18 protein-coding genes are annotated in these 17876 nt (G+C 52.9%); 4 read left to right on the top strand and 14 right to left on the bottom strand.

All coding sequences use genetic code 11. The features are described from left to right. The first annotated feature begins 3 nt into the window (after positions 1–3). A complete protein-coding gene (locus HAP95_RS17525; protein ID WP_226832754.1) occupies positions 4–81 on the top strand; it encodes a YgaP family membrane protein in 78 nt (25 codons plus the stop codon). Positions 82–97: 16 nt separating this feature from the next. On the opposite strand, the gene HAP95_RS12080 is transcribed toward HAP95_RS17525, so the two are convergent. From HAP95_RS12080 to HAP95_RS12055, 6 genes are all read right to left on the bottom strand, one after another. Continuing rightward, the gene (locus tag HAP95_RS12080) at positions 98–3142 is read right to left on the bottom strand and encodes an efflux RND transporter permease subunit (RefSeq protein WP_215884451.1); all 3045 of its coding nucleotides are present in this window, start codon (positions 3140–3142) and stop codon (positions 98–100) included. Continuing rightward, positions 3142–4182 (bottom strand): efflux RND transporter periplasmic adaptor subunit, encoded by a 1041-nt coding sequence (locus HAP95_RS12075; RefSeq protein ID WP_215884450.1) that lies wholly within the window; start codon positions 4180–4182, stop codon positions 3142–3144. The genes HAP95_RS12080 and HAP95_RS12075 overlap by 1 nt, the downstream gene beginning before the upstream one ends. After that, complete coding sequence (locus tag HAP95_RS12070; protein ID WP_215884449.1) at positions 4179–5528, bottom strand: TolC family protein; 1350 nt, start codon at positions 5526–5528, stop codon at positions 4179–4181. The genes HAP95_RS12075 and HAP95_RS12070 overlap by 4 nt, the downstream gene beginning before the upstream one ends. Positions 5529–5971: 443 nt before the next feature. Then, positions 5972–6181: an addiction module protein gene (locus tag HAP95_RS12065; protein ID WP_215884448.1), complete on the bottom strand. Its 210-nt coding sequence runs from the start codon at positions 6179–6181 to the stop codon at positions 5972–5974. A gap of 93 nt (positions 6182–6274) precedes the next feature. Further along, the gene (locus tag HAP95_RS12060; protein WP_215884447.1) at positions 6275–6535 is read right to left on the bottom strand and encodes a helix-turn-helix domain-containing protein; all 261 of its coding nucleotides are present in this window, start codon (positions 6533–6535) and stop codon (positions 6275–6277) included. 1 nt (position 6536) lies between these two features. Beyond that, entirely contained in the window at positions 6537–6821 is a 285-nt protein-coding gene (locus HAP95_RS12055; RefSeq protein WP_215884446.1) for a type II toxin-antitoxin system mRNA interferase toxin, RelE/StbE family, read from the bottom strand. A 102-nt stretch (positions 6822–6923) separates the two neighbouring features. Here HAP95_RS12055 and HAP95_RS12050 point away from each other — a divergent pair, with 102 nt between their 5' ends. Then, entirely contained in the window at positions 6924–7109 is a 186-nt protein-coding gene (locus tag HAP95_RS12050; RefSeq protein WP_215884445.1) for a hypothetical protein, read from the top strand. A 323-nt stretch (positions 7110–7432) separates the two neighbouring features. Here the strand turns inward: HAP95_RS12050 and HAP95_RS12045 are convergent, their stop codons facing one another. The 7 genes from HAP95_RS12045 to HAP95_RS12015 form a co-directional block, all read right to left on the bottom strand. Next, positions 7433–7720 carry an addiction module antidote protein gene (locus HAP95_RS12045; protein ID WP_215884444.1) on the bottom strand — a complete coding sequence of 96 codons (288 nt, stop codon included), beginning with the start codon at positions 7718–7720 and terminating at the stop codon, positions 7433–7435. 3 nt (positions 7721–7723) lie between these two features. After that, a complete protein-coding gene (locus HAP95_RS12040; protein ID WP_215884443.1) occupies positions 7724–7975 on the bottom strand; it encodes a type II toxin-antitoxin system RelE/ParE family toxin in 252 nt (83 codons plus the stop codon). Positions 7976–8353: 378 nt separating this feature from the next. Beyond that, entirely contained in the window at positions 8354–9661 is a 1308-nt protein-coding gene (locus HAP95_RS12035; protein ID WP_215884442.1) for an ATP-binding protein, read from the bottom strand. After that, positions 9658–10320: a response regulator transcription factor gene (locus HAP95_RS12030; RefSeq protein ID WP_215884441.1), complete on the bottom strand. Its 663-nt coding sequence runs from the start codon at positions 10318–10320 to the stop codon at positions 9658–9660. Before HAP95_RS12030 ends, HAP95_RS12035 begins: the two co-directional genes overlap by 4 nt. 78 nt (positions 10321–10398) lie before the next feature. Beyond that, positions 10399–10710, bottom strand: coding sequence for a PepSY domain-containing protein (locus HAP95_RS12025; RefSeq protein ID WP_215884440.1), 312 nt, complete (start codon positions 10708–10710; stop codon positions 10399–10401). Between the two features lie 90 nt (positions 10711–10800). Further along, positions 10801–11382: a cytochrome b/b6 domain-containing protein gene (locus tag HAP95_RS12020; protein WP_215884439.1), complete on the bottom strand. Its 582-nt coding sequence runs from the start codon at positions 11380–11382 to the stop codon at positions 10801–10803. A gap of 252 nt (positions 11383–11634) precedes the next feature. Beyond that, entirely contained in the window at positions 11635–13980 is a 2346-nt protein-coding gene (locus HAP95_RS12015) for a TonB-dependent receptor (protein ID WP_226832748.1), read from the bottom strand. A 305-nt stretch (positions 13981–14285) separates the two neighbouring features. Here HAP95_RS12015 and HAP95_RS12010 point away from each other — a divergent pair, with 305 nt between their 5' ends. Together HAP95_RS12010 and HAP95_RS12005 are read left to right on the top strand one after the other, a co-directional pair. Then, the gene (locus tag HAP95_RS12010) at positions 14286–15110 is read left to right on the top strand and encodes a winged helix-turn-helix transcriptional regulator (protein WP_215884438.1); all 825 of its coding nucleotides are present in this window, start codon (positions 14286–14288) and stop codon (positions 15108–15110) included. Between the two features lie 83 nt (positions 15111–15193). Further along, positions 15194–16819 (top strand): multicopper oxidase domain-containing protein, encoded by a 1626-nt coding sequence (locus HAP95_RS12005; RefSeq protein ID WP_215884437.1) that lies wholly within the window; start codon positions 15194–15196, stop codon positions 16817–16819. A 10-nt stretch (positions 16820–16829) separates the two neighbouring features. On the opposite strand, the gene HAP95_RS12000 is transcribed toward HAP95_RS12005, so the two are convergent. After that, entirely contained in the window at positions 16830–17771 is a 942-nt protein-coding gene (locus tag HAP95_RS12000) for a hypothetical protein (protein ID WP_226832747.1), read from the bottom strand. Positions 17772–17876 lie beyond the last annotated feature (105 nt).

The following is a 17876-nucleotide window of genomic DNA, read 5'->3' as shown; positions in this document are numbered from 1 at the left end:
CCCTTGATCACCGGTTTGGTCGGTTGGTGTCCAGCCTACTCGCTCTTCGGCATCAGGACCTGCCCGCTCCGCAAATCCTGAGAGGCCAAAATCTGGATCAGTGTATAACACGCACTGATCCCTTTTTAGAGAGTCTTTCCAGCCACGCATAAATTCCAGGCATCACCAGCAGTACCAGAGGAATTTCAGCCAGCAATCCTGAAATAATGGCGATGGCCAAAGGTGCCTGCATTTGTGCCCCGGCACCCATCCCCAAGGCCAGCGGCATGAGGGCCAAAATGGCGATAATAGCCGTCATCAGCACCGGCCGTAGCCGCGCCTTACCAGCCCGAACCAGTTCGTCGTACTCCGCAGACTGCGCTTCCGCAAAAAAGAAAATCGCCGTTTCCGTGACAATGCCGACGATCATGGTTATCCCGATCATAGCCGTGATATTGCGCTCCGTGCCGGTCAGCCATAGACCGATAAACACGCTACCCAAGGCCAGGAGAGCCGTAGCGAGAATACTCAGGACCACGGTAAAACGCTCATAGAGAAACAGGAGCAACACCGTCACCAGCAGAATTGCCGCCAGTAACACCAGCGCCAGTTCGCGCATGGATTGCTGTTGTTCGCGGTACAATCCGCCATATTGCAGGTAGACCCCTTGGGGCAACTGCAGGTGGGCCAGATGGGCCTTCACTGCGTCCATCACCGTACTCATCGCCCGCCCCTCGATACGGGCCGTCACTGCCACCATGGGTTTGAGGTTTTCGGAGTTCAATTCCGCCTGCCCGGATTGCGTACGAATTTCTGCCACCTGTCCCAGGGTCAGATAATGCCCATCGGGGGCAATTATGGGGAGTTGTCGCAGGCGATGGATTTCACTCCAGAGTGCATGGGGAGCACGGACGCGGACCCCGATCATTTCCTGGCCTTGGGGTATTCGGCTGACCACGCGGCCCTCCATCAAGGTTTGCAACTGGCTGCTGACCTGACCCGGAGTCATTCCCGCCAGGGCGGCCTTCACCGGATCCACATGAATATCAACGGCGTCACCGGCAATGGTAATCCCGTCAAAAACCTCCACAACACCGGGCACCTGCCGGATTTGTCCAGCCACTTGCCGGGCCAGCTTTTGCAGAGTTTGGGGATCCGCACCGAAGAGCTTGATTTCGATAGGCTGGGGTACGGCGGTTAAATCTCCGATGAGGTCCTCCATCAGTTGCCCCGTTTGCACCCGCAAGCCCGGAACCTGATTATGAATCTGCTCGCGAACGGCCTGCATCACCTGCCATATGGAATGCTGTCGTTGCCCCTTGAGACGGATGAAAAAGTCTCCGGTGTTAGCTTCTGTGATGCCTCCGCCCAATTGTAGACCCGTGCGCCGCGAATAGCTGGCCACATCCCGATTTTTGGCGAGAATCTGCTGTACCTGATTCAGAAGTCGATCCGTTTCCGCCAAAGAAGTACCGGGGGCAGCGGTATAATCCAGCACGAAGCCCCCCTCGTCCATCGCGGGCATGAAACCGCTGCCCACCTGGGTGTAGGACCATCCTCCCAACAGCAGAAAGACCAGCACAATTAAAGATAAAAACAATGGTCGCCGCAACAGTCTTTCCAGATAATGCCCATACATGCGACTGAACCAGGCCAAAAAACGGCCCTGATGTTCGGCCTGCTCGGCATCCTGGGGTCTCAGGAGCAGATCGGCGAGGAGGGGCACCGCCAGATACGCCACCAAAAAGGACACCACTAGGGCCGCTGCAATGGAAATGGCCAATGCCTGAAAAAAAGCACCGGTAACCCCGGATAAAAAGGCCAGCGGTATGAAAATGATGATGGTTGCTGCCGATGAGCCCGCCAGCGGTTTACTCATTTCCAGGGCAGAATGCAGCACGGACACCGGCTCATCCTCACTGGGGTTATCGGTAATGCGGCGCATGATGTGTTCGAGCATGACCACGGCATCATCTACCACCAGGCCCACGGCCGCCGCCATACCACCCAGTGTCATGATGTTAAAGCTCTGGTGCAACACATAAAGGATCAGCACGCTGGCCAGGAGCACACTGGGCAGCACGATTGCAACAATGAAGGTCAGCCGCAAATTTCGTAAAAATGCCAGCAGCACCAGAGCCGCCAAAGCCGCGCCGATAAAAATGGCATCCCGCACACTGGATGCTGCGGCGGTAATCAACTGACTCTGATCGTACCAGGTACTCAGGTTTATCCCTGCCGGAATACTCTTGGCATCCTTGCGCAACAAGGTACGGATAGCCTGATCGATGGCCACCGTATTGGCACCCATCTGCTGCTTGATATTGACCAGCACAGCGTTTTTGCCATTGGCCGTCACTGTGGTCCACTGGGGTGCGGTTCCTACCCGAACCTCGGCAACATCGGCCAAGTCCACAACCCCGGCCGTACCGGTCTTCAGCACGATATGCCGGATATCCTGCACATTTTTCAGGGGGCTTTCACTCAGAATCTGATAGAGGCGGTAGTGACGTTGCAAACGACCCACGGCGGTAATGACATTGCCGTTACTCAGTGCCTGCTCCACCTCCGTCAGACGCAGCCCATAACTCTGCAGACGCATGGGATCCACCACCACCTGATATTCCTCACGCGCCCCGCCCTGCACTTCTACCTGCGCCACACCGTGGATAGCCAACAGCAGCGGCCGCAGGTCATATTCGGCATAGCGACGCAGGGCGACCGGATCCAGACGATCCGATGTCAGCGACAGACCCAGCACGGGAAACACAGTCGGATCCATCCGTCGCGCCGTAAACCGGGTATCTGGCGGCAAAGCTGGCAATACCTTGTTGACTGCTGATTCCGCCTGCAACAAAGCTTCCGTCATGTTGCTGCCCCAGGCGAACTGTACGGACACATCTGCGGCACCACGCGCCGTGGTAGAACGAATGCGCTCTACACCGGGAACCGCCCGCAAGGCCTGCTCCAACGGCCGGGTGACGGCGATTTCCGTCTGTTGAATGGGCATATTCCCGGAATTTACAGTTACTTCGATCCGTGGGAAAACCACATTGGGAAACAGGGCCACCGGCATTTTCATGGCAGACATCAGACCCGCCAGGACCAACACCAGCAACAGGAAAAGCATGGAACGACGATGCCGCAGTAACCAGGCACCCATCAGGATTTCCCTTCTATCCGCAAGGCCATGCCGTTTTTCAGCTCATAGTTGCCGAGACTGACCACCGCATCCCCTGGACGTAATCCTTGCGTGACGGCAATCCATCCAGACTGCTGCCAACCGGTTTCAATCCAGCGTTTTTCGGCCTTTCCTGCTACATCTACGAAACAATAGGATTTGTCGCCCTGCCGGAGCACCGCACTTTCCGGAACCACCACAGCCTTTTGTCTATGCAGAATAATTTCCGCCTGCAGCATGGCACCCGGCATTAAATCGGGGCGGGCGGGCAAAGGGACCACCACCTGGGCAAGTCGGGTTTGCGGATCAATCTGACTGTAAATCTGCTGGATTTTTCCCTGCACCGATGGCTGCCCTCCATATACCGGGAGCAGCTGTACTGAATCTCCCACCTGAATGCGCGACAAATCTGCTGGCTCTACCCCCAACAATACACGCAGGGCATTAGCCGTACTCAAACTGAGCAAAGGCTGGCCAGCGGGGACGAGATCACCCTGATGGACATGTACGATGGTCACCACCCCGTTGATAGGGGCAGAGACCTGTCCTTTTTGCAGTTGTTGCAGGCGCAGCTGGATATCCTGCAAGGCTACCCGCGCCCGCGCCAGAGATTGATCGGCCCCTTGCAGTTGGCTATTGGTCGCCAGTTGACGCTGGCGCAGGCTTGCCACCCGTTGCTGGTCGGCAATGGCGAATTTCAGGGCAATTTCCGCCTGTTTCCGTTGCAGTTGATCGCTGACCGAAGCTTGTATCTGCAGCAAAGGTTGTCCTTGCTTAACCCGCTGCCCGGCAGCCACCAACACCTGATTGACCAGGGTTTCGGCTGGCAGCACGATGGTCCTGCCATCTTCCGGCGCAAACTCTACGGTACCGTAGACCCGAAGCTGATCTGCCATGGACATCATGCGCGCCGGCGTGACTTTTACCAGAGCGGAAACCTCTGCCCCGGCAGATCCCGCCAACAGCAAGCACAGGCAGCATCCCCATGCCAGGATTTTTCCGCCCGAAAACCGTGTTCTCATTTCCGACTCTCCCAATCTGCATAAGGTACTCCAACCGCCATTTCCAGAGCGGCCTGCTGGGCGGCATAGGACTCCTGCAACGCCAGTAATTGCAGACGCTTCGCCAGGGACTGGCTACGTATGGTTTCATAATCCAGCAAGGTCACGTTATGTTCGGCAGCCGCCTTGCGTAAGCGGTTTTCGGCCTTCTCCAGTTCCGGAACCTGTTGCTGCAGAGGCAGGATTTCCTGGGCCAGACGGTGGAGATCCGTCACCAGGCGGTAAATGTCGGCGCGGGTCTGAAACAAACGGGCGGTATAGGCTGCCCGCAGTTGAGTACGGGTAGCCTCGCTTTCGGCAATGGCCCCCCGATTCCGATTCCAGAGGGGAATATCCAGGGTCAAACTCGGGCTGTAGCTTTGTATATTGGAAGTATCCGCAGCCTTTCCGAAACCAATGGTGAAACCCGGATATTGACCCAGAATAGCCCGCCGTACCCGGGCTTCCTGCGCCTGATAACCGGCCCGCAGGGCCACCAGGTCCAACCGTTGCTGGTCTGCCAATTTCACTAATGACGCCGCATCGGGCATGCGCTTCCAAAGCTGCGGGGGCTTTATGCCGAGTGTCATTTTCGGGGGCAAACCAATAGCCTGATTGAGCTTCTGGCGTGTATCTGTGACTTGTCGACGTAAGGCCAAAGCCCGATCCTGACTATCCAGCCAGGCAACTTGCCGCAGTGAAGCGGTGGTGATGGTGGTATCACCCAGACGTAAATTTTCAGCGGCGGCTTGATATAATTTCCCGGTAGTCCTGGCCGCTGCTGCCGCGACCACTTCCTGCGCCTGCAAATAATAAAGCTGACGGGCAAGAACGCGCGTATTACCGGCTTGCATCCACTCCTGCCAGGCAACCTGATATCGCACGGATTTCTGCTGGGCGCGGGCAATATCCAGATTGGCAGAGCGGGTAAACAGACTGGTGAGGCTCCAACTCAAACCCATGCTATAGGCATTGTAATAACCGGCTGCGACATTACTGGGCAAGTCCGCACTCACTGACAATTGGGGATCGGGAAGCAAGCCGGCCGCGAAAACCTGGGCCTGAGCGACCCCCAGATTCGCCCGCAAGGCACGCAACTGCGGGTTGAGCAACACCGCAATCGTCCCAAGTACCTTCCCGGAAAATGGTCCCTGCAAATCCACTGACTGGACATGGGGATGCATGCGCCCCAGCGCCGCTGCCATTTCCCGATGCACCCTCTGCATCGAGGACAGATGGTCAGGCAAAGGCGCTGCCTGATAATGCGCGCATCCAGTCAGCAGTAACAAAAGGCTCGCCGTGATGGCGAACCATAATCGTAATGCCATATAAATCCAATGCTCCCTGAAGGTTGAGGGCTCGTAATCGAGGTGCCGGTTAACCACCCGTCGATCAGTATGTCATGATGGAATTAGGCGAAACTTAGGATGAGGATTTCCAGTACGTAGTGAGTCGTAGTCACAATATTTCGATGGGTTGGTTATGTGCGACCTTTCCAGCGGTGTGGATTTCGGCTCCCGTGCATTACCGTAATAACGACAATTGTCGCGCTTTCCGCTTGAAAATACACGCTGAAAGGAAAGCGATGAATGACGGCCCGCCTTGTGCTCTTATAGACGTCTGGGTAGATCAGCGGGGTTTCTGCAATGCTTGAAAGCATCGTCTACTTCATCAAGGAACTCATGCCCCAAACCCTGTCGCTGCCCTTCGTACCAAGCTGCCGCGTCCGCTAAGTCCTGCTCTGCTTCCGTCCATAATCGAATCTCAAGCGTCACAACTTGCGCCGAATTTCAGAAATCGATTCGCTTGCCAAGCGACCACGGTTTCCATCGGCTTTGTAGGCTTCAAGGCGTCTATCTAGTTCAGCCTTTTGTTCTTCGGTAAGTGGTAATGTCTTCTGATCAGAGGCGATGCTATCCCATAACTCCTCGACGAGCTTGATGCGTTCTTCGACTGGAAGTTCTCTCAGCTCTGAGTTCATCTTGATACCCTCAATGTTCATTTCCGGCAGTTGAGCCCAGAAGAGCTAAAACCAAACATAACGTTTGAAGTAACCGTCCGGTTGACTGAATTGTTATGCCACTGACTCAAGCGGAACATCCCAGCCGGGGAACAGAAGAACAGCCGGATGGCACTTCAAGGCACGAGCGAGTACTTTGGCACGCTCAACCCCGAGGTTGACGCGACCATTTTCAATGGCTGAAATGGTGGCTTGCGGAATACTTGTAAGCTCTGACAATTGATTTTGGCTTAGTTCTTGAAGCTCGCGAATAATGCGAACGGACTCACCGACAGTAACTTCAATGCGTTTTTTAGCAGGGTGAAACTCTTTCATGCTACGGCCTCCGATAATCATGTGGTGTAACCTGAACCACCTGGACTAACAAAACGTCAGCGACAACCCGATAGATAACCCGCCATTGCAGCCCCAAACGAGAAGAGCGATAGCCGTTCCACTCACCTGATAACGCCTCATCGTGGAACCCTTTGATTGCGCGCAGCCCCGGCGGGCCGGAAATTGCGGCAATATCTTTCCACTTCTCATACCGCTTTAGCACTTCCTGCGGCACGCTACCGGAAAGCTGTTTATCGACACGGCGGTGTTCCTCAATGCGCCACATGCCAAATTATGGTTATATTATATTTGGTATGTCAAGGGCGTGGCACTTAAGCGGCATAAGCCAAGGGATTGATTCTGCAACATTTCGTGAGGACAAACCAGCATGAAGACTCCCACCGCCGATCACTTTGAGCGGCAATACCAGACGCATCTCAAGCACCTCAAGCTCAAAGGCCTGCAACCCAAGACCATCGAGGCGTACGCCCGCGCCATCCGCCGCATAGGCAACTACGTCTTCAGAGGGCATGCCACCGCCAATAGCTCCCGAGGGAGTGCATTGACCATGTAGGCGCCACGCCCTTCGGCAGGTATCGGGGGAGTCAGCGCCCGCAAGCTGAGGCGCTGGCTTGCCTTGAATCTGGGCAATTCGCAGCAGCATCGACCGGCCAACGAGTAAAATGGGCATCGGCTGCCGCAACGGCAGGCACGAAGCGGGTGGAATAGCCCACATCCTCTCAATGAAACTCCAAGTCGGAGTACTTCCCAAATATATATTTTCTGTGCAGCCCGGTCGGCGCGCAGAACCGGGCTCGTCCAACAAACGGTTCAGATCGTGGCTTCGCACGATCTAACCTTATTCGTTGGGCCTCTCGGTGGGGAACCGTGAAGTGCTCATGAATGGACCGGAGAAGCTGAGAGCTTTACGCCGAGAGCATGAAGTAGCTTGAGCATCGTGTCGTAGCGTGGTTTGGCACCAGGCGTAAGCGCCTTGTAAAGACTCTCGCGGCCAAGGCCGGCATCTTTTGCGAGTTGTGCCATACCGCGGGCGCGAGCCACATCACGCACTGCGGTTAGAAATACATCGGGATTGGAATCTTCCAGCGCGGCGGTTATGTATTCCGCGATGGTTTCTTCATCGTCGAGGTAATCAGCAGCGTCGAAGGGGGCAAATTTGGCCATGGTTCACTCCTTATCCAAAGCCCGCGCCATCTCAATGGCGCACTTGATGTCGCGCTTCTGCGAGGACTTGTCTCCGCCCAACAGTAGCAGATAGATCACCTCACCGCGACGGGTGAAATAGACTCGGTAGCCTGGGCCGAAATGGACGCGCATTTCGGAGACCCCTTCGCCCACCGGCTCGCAGTCACCGAAGTTGCCATGCTCGGCAGACCGGATACGGTGAGCGATGCGACCACGGCCCACCTTGTCTTGCAATGCCGAGAGTCAAGAGTCGAATTCATCGGAGCGGTGAAAGGTGTTCATGTGGCCCAGTGTATCCGAACGGATACCAATGCGCAATCACGGCAAGGTTGCCTATTCACGGCTTGTGAGGCCCAACACCTGAGTTAAGACGCGCCGCGAAGCGGCGTCGGCTTGGACGAATTGTTGGACGAAGCCGCTACGCGGAGGAGTCGCCTACTGCAGCGCCACGAATTATTCTGCACCTTCACCCCCTCAATGCCAACGGATTGATTCTGCAATATTTCATGAGGACAAACCAGCATGAAGACTCCCACAAATTCAGCCACAAGCGCGAGACCAAGCTCGACACCGGCCTTCGGCGTATAGAATGCTGCTGCGTCATAACGAAACTTAGCCAGCTTTTTGACGGTAGATGAAATGCAATCCGGCGTGATCTGATCGGGGCCGTAGCGTAATTTGTCCGCCCATTTGTTCGGCAATATTACGCACGATGCTCAGGCCCAAACCACTGCCGTCACCTGCTGAACCGGGAAGTCGGTAAAAAGGATCAAATACGCGCTCCAACGCATCGGGCGGAATCCCCGGACCACTGTCCATCACTTCCAGCAGCACATCATTTCCCTCGCTGCGCACCCGCACGGTCACTTCGGAATTTTCCGGGCTGTAGCGCAGGGCATTATCCACGGCGTTGCGTAACAGGCTGTAAAAGGCAGCGGAACTACCCTGCACGCGCAAAGGTTTTTCGGCATCCATGCCAAAATCTATTTTTTTCAGTTCAGCCAGCGGGTAAAGATCTTCCACGACCTGACGGGCTACGGCGGTCAGATCAACCGGTTCTATAGTGGAAACAACACTCTGCTGCCTGGCAAAACCCAGCAACTGATCCAACAAATGACGGGTCCGTTCCAGACCATCCTGTAGAGGCAGCAAACGTTTTCGACCTTCCTCGAGAGAATCCGCCCGCTCCAGATTTTGCACCTGGAGCGATAAGGCCGTTAAGGGAGTGCGTAATTCATGAGCGGCATCGGCAATAAAACGACGCTCCTTATCCAACAACTGCCGAATCCTTTCCAGCAGGCGATTCAGGGATTGTATAAATGGGACAACCTCCTCGGGGACCTGTTCCACAGAAAGCGGCGTGGGTCGGTCGGCATTCTGCTGATCCACAGCCTTGGCCAAAGCATGGATCGGAGCCAGACTGCGGCGGACAATAATCCGCGCAAATATCACCAACAACGGAATCAAAATCAACAAGGGCAACAAGGTCAAACGCGCGCTGGCAAAAGCCGCATCACTGCGCAGATCGGTAGATTGTGCCACGGCCAGCGCCTTATCTGGTCCCAGACGCCGTACAAAAACCCGCCAATCCTGATCTTCGACAGCAACCGTATGAAATCCCTGTGACAATTGCGGGGGCAGTTGCAAGGGAGTATCCACTTTCCCACAATTTGATAAACATAACGGTTCAACGACGATACGCGCGTCTGGATCAATATCCACATGACGTTGATCATAGCGGTAAGCATTCTGCCAGACCTGAGGAGGGACCAGCGCAGCAATCTGTTGCAAGGAAGCATCCTGATATTCCTGGGCTTCATTCAGGGATAAAAAGAAAGCTGCCAAACCGGCCAGCAAACCCGTACAGACAATCGCCATACTTAGTCCAATGGACAAACGCTGCTGCAAAGATCTTTTCATAAATGACGCGGAATCATCCAGCCCGCACCGCGCACGTTTTTGACGACCTCCGCACCCAGTTTCTTGCGCAGAGCATGAATCAGGAAATCAATGCTGTTACTTTCTATTTCCTCGCCCCAACCATACAGGCGCTCCTCCAGTTGTGCCCTACTCAGTATCGCACCGGGACGTAATAATAAAGACTGGAGTAAGGCAAACTCCCGGCGGCTCAGCAGCACACTGACTTCGCCGATTTGTGCGATATGGGTACTTAAGTCGAGCTGCAAGGATCCGCTGCTGAGCACGGGCGAACCCTGTCCACCCTGACGACGGATAATGGCACGCAAGCGCGCCAACAATTCGTCCATGGCAAAAGGTTTAACCAGATAATCATCCGCACCCAGGTCCAAACCTTCTATCCGGTCTGATAAAGCATCTTTGGCGGAAATAATAATAACCGGCAGAGCATTACCCATTACCCGGACACGTTGTAGCACCGTAAAACCATCCAGTTTGGGCAAGCCCAAATCCAGAAGAATGGCCTGATATTCCTGATTGGCAATGGCTTGCAGGGCCGTTTCACCATCACGCGCCCAATCCACCGCATAAGCTGCATCCCGCAGCGCAACAGAGATGGCTTCACCAATCATTCGGTCGTCTTCAACCAGAAGAATACGCATTTTTAGTCATACTCCCCCAAAAAGCTGGCAAAACCCGCTCCGAAGAGCGGGTTCGCCCCACCTGAAAATTATAAACCATCAATCCCCATGGTCACCCTCAACGGAGTTCTCCAGAATGGCGCCGGTCATCGCGTCAACACCTACTTCATGGCTGACACGCCCTTTTTTGATCACGAAAGAATATCGTAACCCACTGCCTCCTTTCTCTTTCTCCAGCTCCTGATCGGTGATGCTACCTGGATATGTCCGTAACGCAGTCGTGCGTGCCTGGGCAATACTGATCTTCGCTTTACCGGCCAATTCCTGGCCGGTAAAAGCATAAGCGCCAAAAGCAGACAAGAGTAAAACCCCGCCCAAAATACTCCCAACCAACCGTATAGATATGCTCATAACTGCGCTCCTGTGTCATGCGTTAAAATGTGGATGAATCTTTTTGACCCTTCCGTTTACGCACTATACAGCCCCAGGATTAGCACAAAATTAGGGAATAAATATCCTCAAAATCCGTGGGGTTCGCGACGCATGCAGCAGGGCCATGGCAATATGACCCCACCAGTAGGCCCATACCAGATTGGCAATCAGGGAATGGATAGCATGGGGAATAGCATAGGGATCGCCGGGCTTAACGCCGCCAGCAGCATAAATCATCACAAACATCACCACACCCGAAGCCCCCATGGCAGAAATAGCCAGAAGACCCAAACCATGGACCAGGCCCGGTAAGCCGCCACGCATACCCGCCGGAGGAAAAATACCGCGTGTCGCACCTTGAATATCTTTGCCAATGCGCTGCAAATAAACCCCATGATAGGGAAACAGATGGGCACGTAATTGGACGTTCCTGGCGACAACCAGCCAGAACAGGACGATCACAAGGGTACTGGCTATACCTACCCACATATGCGATACAAACAGAAAGTGCCGAAACGCTGAAATACCTACCTGTTTCCAGATGGCTTTCATGTCCAGCTCGCTCATCAACTGAAAGGTGATGAACAGCGCTAAAAATATATGTAGCCACTTGACACTGCGTGGCCAAGGTAAGCTATCTGATCCGTGCATAAATGAAACCCTTTTTATAAAATGTCCGGTTGCTTGCTTAAAAAAACGACTTGCTTATGGCAAGTCGTGAATTATATCTACAAGCAGCAACCCGAAGTCTATCCCTCAATTATGTACAGGCTGATACACATAAACCGCATGCGCCTCACCCACATAAACAAAAATCTTGTGGTTACTGGGGTCTACCGCATTGTCCGTACCAAATCACTACACGAGGATGGAGAAATTTCCATCCCTGCTGTGCAAAGGTTTTTAGAAGTCAGCAGAAATACTTCCATAGACGGTAAACGGCGCTCCGGGAAGAGCCAGCACCTGTCCTTGTGAACTCCCACCCAGCAAACCACCAGAAGTGACATACTCAAACGGATTATAATGATTGTTGGTCACATTCAGCATATCCAGGTTGAGCTTCACGTCTTTTAGCAAGGGTACCGATCCACGGGTAGAAATGACACTTTCCAACCCAAGGTTCAGCGTGTCATAGGCAGGAATTTTCTGGCTGCTGGGCATAACCGTATTGTTATTCCACATATTCTGGGCACCGGTATAGGTATACCAAATGCTGGGTGACATTAGAACGCCATCCAGGAAATAGCGATATTTGGCACCGATATTGAATGTACTCTCCGGGACGTTGGATACCGGCAAGCCCTGATAGCTGACGCCTCCCGTCGTATAGTGTGCAAATGTGGCTTTCTCGAAATTCAGGTTGGCAAAAACATGTACATTATAGATGGGATCATCTTCCAGAGCGATGTTCACACCCTGATAAATAGAGTCGCCATCGGCGTCACCCAGATAATTTCCATTACCATCATAGGCAGCAACAAACTGATTACTGAAATGCAAATGATAAAAACTAAACATTGCAAGGAAATGATGGAGATAGTCCGCATCATTAAAGTGCATTTTTATGCCCGCATTATAGTCCGCACTATGTTCAAGGTTATACACCGGCTGAATAGTCTGGTAGAGACCACCACCACCGCCAACCTGCGGTTCTTTATAAGCCTGGGCATAACTTGCAAATACCGCCAACCACTTCATCGGCTTCCAGTTGAAGTCCACAGAGGGTTCCACCTTGGTAAAACTGCGATTGGAAGCAGGTAGCTTACCTTGATTGGTTCCTGTTGCTCCGGGAATATCTGCACCCTGCGTATATTGGGTCTGGTAATTAATAAAGCGCACACCCGGAGTAATATGCAGATTATGCATGGGGCTGATCCGATCCTGCACAAATACCGCCAGATCTGTCTGGCTAAAAATATCATTCCGATAGGAATGATTGGGGAGCGCAAGAGAACCACCATCTGCCGGATTATAAAAAGCGTTTTTGGTATTATATTGACTGTTCAGAAAGAAGCCACCGAAGCTGACCTCATTATAGGGAAGCTTGGCGGAAATCCATAACTTGTCTCCGTACACACTGTCATGAGGATTATTGTATTCATAGAGATTGCTGGGATTACTCAAGCCGTAATTATTATAATGCTGATGCAACCGGTGACCGTAACGATACCAGATCATATTATGCAAACCAAAGGTATTATCCAGCTTCTGATTCAGCTTGCTGTAGATCAACCAGGTCGTATTACTGTCATCTTTGTTCCAGATATCAAAAGGAATGGACGAATAAAAACCGGTGGTCTTCTGGCTGTATAATGGTCCCGTTGCGGCACCGGTATAAGTAACGCCGGCAATAGGATTGACTGGAACCGGAACCGGACGATATCCAGACCCCTTAGCCAGATAGGCTCCCAATGAAAAATTCCCATCTGTATAGGTTTTTTTGGTTTTCAAAAACCAGGCATAATTGTAACTGGGATCCGCGAATCCATCCGGGCTTTGCCGATAACTGTTACTGGAGCCTGCACCACCCGCCATAATGGTCGACCATCCGTCTATACTGCCAGTGCGGACATTGAACACAATATTCTTGGCGTTATAGCTTCCGTAGGTCATTTTGATACTGGCGCCCGGCTGTGCCGTTGGCTGCAAAGGGACAAAGGCGATTTGGCCACCAATGTTGTTATACCAACGATCCACCGGATTACCCGGCCCGTAGGTGATACCTATTCCCTGCAAAATTCCCGTTTGTGGTACTTGCGGACTTTCCCAAAGACCAGTGGACGGATTGACCATGGGAACGCCATCAAAGGTCACGGAAAGGTTGCCGGCATCTATGACACTCCCGCCAAAACCACCCCAGCCCTGACTGATTCCATTGACACTAATGGATGTTTTGGTGGAACCGGTATTCCCGTATCCCGTCACGTTCACGCCCGGTGCGTAGGCTAGTGCCTGGGCACTGCCGCCTACGGGTCCTGCGGCTGCAATTTGTTGCTTGTCCAAGACCTTTATGGACTGACCGGAGTTAAATCGGTGTTTTTGAGTTAATGAATGAACCCCCCTGCTACCCAGAAATGATTCAGAAGCTGCGGCCGCATTGACCTCTCCCACATTCACCGATGCGTTGTTCTGACTGCTCAAGGTGGCAGCGGTGATGGTATCCGCCATGGCATCAGTAACCGTCAACAACATACCACCAGCTACAAGGGCCAGCACCAAAGGACGTAATAATATGGATTTGCTCATCATTTTGTTTCTCCCTGTTTTATGTAAGCGTTAAGGACTGAACTAGCCCTTGGTTTTGCAGCCGCACAATGTATCAGGGAAATATGTCAAACAGATGACAATTTGATGACGATATTATGACTATTTTCACTATGAAGCAGAGCCTATTGAAACAACAGCGTGCAACATGACATGCCACTCCTGACTTCTTCCAGAAATAACTCAAGAACTGCAGATTGTCATAATAATGTCATATAAAGCAGCTACCATATAAGGCTTAACGGGTTCTTACCCACAAACCAGTTTATCCAAAATGCAGGACCATACGCATGTTTTCACCTTCTATACTCCCCTTCATCTCCGCTCATCTGCACTGGATCATGATGGATGGCCTCGCCTGGTTACATTTGCCCACAGCAAAAGGCGTGTTCAAAAGTGATCCGGATATCGTGGTGTTGTCACCGGAACGAGATGCCCATGAAACCAACCTGTTGCAAACCATAAACTTTAATACCGCTTATATAGTACAGACTGTGAAATCCGCTCTGGACTACGAGAAAATGGTAAACCACTCAAATAAGCTGGTCGTCATCACCAATGGCTGGAATGATGAAATCAGGGAAATGCTCTTGGTTTTACAAAAAAATTATGGATCAAATCTGTCATTTTTGGTAATGGTTGAGGCTCAAAATGCTTTATTGGGCCATCTTGCCGAGGACGCCATAAAATCTGGAGCCCAAACCTTCATTCCCTGGAGCCTGGGTACTGCGCCTCTTTTAGCCTATCTGCACAGGTTACTTGAACAGGTTCCCTCGCCAGACTTCAGCGAAGCAGATCAGACCGCATCTATTCACATTTCGATTAATCACAAGGCTCGGATAGTCAACGTCGATGATCAAAAAATCTATCTCCCCAGCAATCTGTACACCCTTTTCTGCTGCATGGTTCAGAATCCTGGCCAGGCATTGTCTTACCAGCAACTTACGCAAGCGCTGAAAAATGGCAGAAAAGTGTTTATTGCCCCCAACACGCTGGTCGTAAAGGTATATCGGCTAAGACGCCTGTTTGAACATACCGGTTTACATCACTGGATGGAAACCGTTCCGGGGTTCGGGTATCGCTATAGTGGCCCCCAAATACACATCCTGGATTAGCGGCATTGGCAGAGACTTGACCCTCAAGCCAACTCCAATGTTATGGTTCCACAGTCAATTTTATCGAGCAGGGAATCTTTGCCATGACCAAACCCGCCAGCGCCAAACCATCCTCTGCGTCTCACATTTCCCGGCGTCAGTTTCTGACTTATGGTGCCGGCACTGCAGCGCTACTTGCTCTCCCGCCTGCCGTGGCCATGAATATGAGTGGCATGAATATGGCCGGGGTTCACAGCAAACCCTCGCCATTACCCAAGCCGGTGTTTTCTGGAGCACTACCCATTCCGCCGGTATATACGGGGGTCATGGGGCGCGACAAAGTACGGGAATTTCACTTGCACATGGCGGGTGGTCATTCCGTTTTGAGTGATGGTCTCAAAACCGCCACCTGGGGTTATAACGGAGCCGTTTTAGGGCCCGCCCTGCGCATCCCCAGAGGGCAGCCGTTGCGGCTGTATGTGCACAACCAGCTCGATCAAAGCACGACCACCCACTGGCATGGCGCCCATGTCCCCGGAACCATGGATGGTGGCCCGCAAAGCCTCATCCTGCCGGGAAAAACATGGACTTATGGCTATACGATTGATCAGCCCGAAGCCACCCTCTGGTATCATCCTCACCCTGCCGGCAGGACCGGACCACATGTATACGGGGGCCTGGCGGGTTTGTATCTGGTGGAGGACGGCACCGATCGGCGACTGGGTCTCCCCCACCATTGGGGGATAGATGACATTCCGGTCATCGTGCAGGACCGCCTTCTCGATGCGCAGGGCAGGCTGGTTTATATGCCTCAAGCCATGGACGTCATGGGGATGAAGGGCAACCGCTTTCTCATCAATGGCCGCGAATCCCCTATTCTCAAGGCTCCTGCACAGTGGGTCAGATTACGTCTGCTGAATGCCTCCAATGCCCGCATTTACAATTTTGCGCTGAGTGGAGATCGCGCTTTTTATGTCATTGCCAGTGATGCCGGCTATCTCGAAGCGCCGGTGAGCGTGCAGAGATTACTTCTGGCGCCTGCTGAACGCGCCGAAATACTGCTGGATCTACGCGCGCTCGCGGGTAAAAGACTATGGCTGCGCAGTGATTCTGCGGCAGTGGTTCCCGGACTCAGCCTGCATCCCATGGACAGTGACCATTTTGATCGCAGCAATTTTGATCTACTGGAAATTCATGTCGGTTCTGCCACGGGCTCAGCTGGACGCTTGCCCGATCATTTGGTACCCATCCCCACCCTGCACGCGGATGCGCCTTCGCGCCGTTTCGAACTCAGGGGTATGCCTATGGACAAAATGTCTCTCGCGCAGAGGGCTCTGGAAACCACTCTGCATAACGGTCCGGCGCAAATGTCTATGGGGGTTGGTCGCCAACCGCTATTTTCCATCAACAATCAGTACATGAACATGAAGATCATCAATCAGCGCCTACGCCTGGGGAGTACAGAAATCTGGGAGGTCTACAACGATGCGGAGATGGCCCACACTTTTCATGTTCATGGCACTTCGTTTCAGATTCTGTCCTGCAATGGCAAGGCGCCCCCTGCTTATGAAACAGGCTGGAAAGACACCTTGTTGATTCGTCGTACTGAAACCATACGTTTTATCGCCCACTATGGACAGCCCGCCCCCGACGACTTCCCTTATATGTACCATTGCCACATGCTGGAGCATGAGGACAATGGAATGATGGGGCAGTTTACCGTGAGCTGATCAGGCGACTTCACGCATCGCCGTCGCCCATGCGCTGGGCACGGGGAGTGAAATACACCCAGGCCGCCAGGAACAGGAAGGCGATGATGTAAATGTTGGTGGTACCCAGCACATCGCCTTTATTGGCCGTAATGCCGGGCAGATAAGGCGCGCCCCATCCCTCTGCCGTCGTCCACACCCCGAAGCTGTAAGCAATACCCACAGGAATAATCCAGCGCATACCGCGTCCGATGAGCAGGAAAAAAGCGATGATACTTTCCATGATGGCGGCGACGTAGCCGAAAAGCACCGGCCCTGCCAGGTTGATCACGGCAATCACCAAGGAAATGTAGGCGGCAATCCAGGCGGGCTCGCCCGGAAGTGCCTGCTGCAAATAAGTCACGGCATTGTGCAGAAAATAGGGTTGCCACTTCCAGAATGCATCAAAAGCCCAAAGCAGCCCGAAGAGAATACGGGCAGTGTGCATGGCCGGGGCATACAAAGGCTTATGCGGGCTCTTGCTCAAACTCAGACCTTCCCAACTTCGGGACCAGATCACATAAACAAAACACAGGGCGTAAATGATCGCCGTGCCCGGATCTGTGGCCCCTTGGGTATAGGGTCCGCCAAAACCACCCACCGTACTCCAGAGCCAGAGGTTATAAAGCACTCCTACCCCGGCCAGAAAAGGCAAGCCCAGCCCGGTGATCAGGGAAACCGCCAAAATGGCATCCAGCCCTACCGTTCCATAAGCCACAGCCTGTGGCCCTATGTGCTGCACAAGATTCGCCATCCAATGTCCATACTGGATGATCCAGTCAGGTTGTCCACTCACCCAGTCCGCGTTAAAACTGCTCAGAAAGTGGGCTGCATAGGCTGGATTAAATTGTAACCAGGTGTTGATCAGCCAGATCAGGCCAAAAACTATACGAACAACGCCAAAAGCCAATCGGCGTTTATGTTCCATGGACATTGAGGATTTCATAGCATCTCGGAATAGGAGCATCAAAAGGGGATTCATTGTATGCATATTCTCAAAAAGGTCAAAATAAGGCTTATTATGAAAGCGCCGAAATCT

The organism is Acidithiobacillus sulfurivorans, assembly GCF_018853815.1.
In the GTDB taxonomy this organism is placed as follows: Bacteria; Pseudomonadota; Gammaproteobacteria; order Acidithiobacillales; family Acidithiobacillaceae; genus Acidithiobacillus; species Acidithiobacillus sulfurivorans.
Note: the sequence above shows the minus strand (reverse complement) of the source record. Positions and strands in the feature narration are given on the sequence as shown.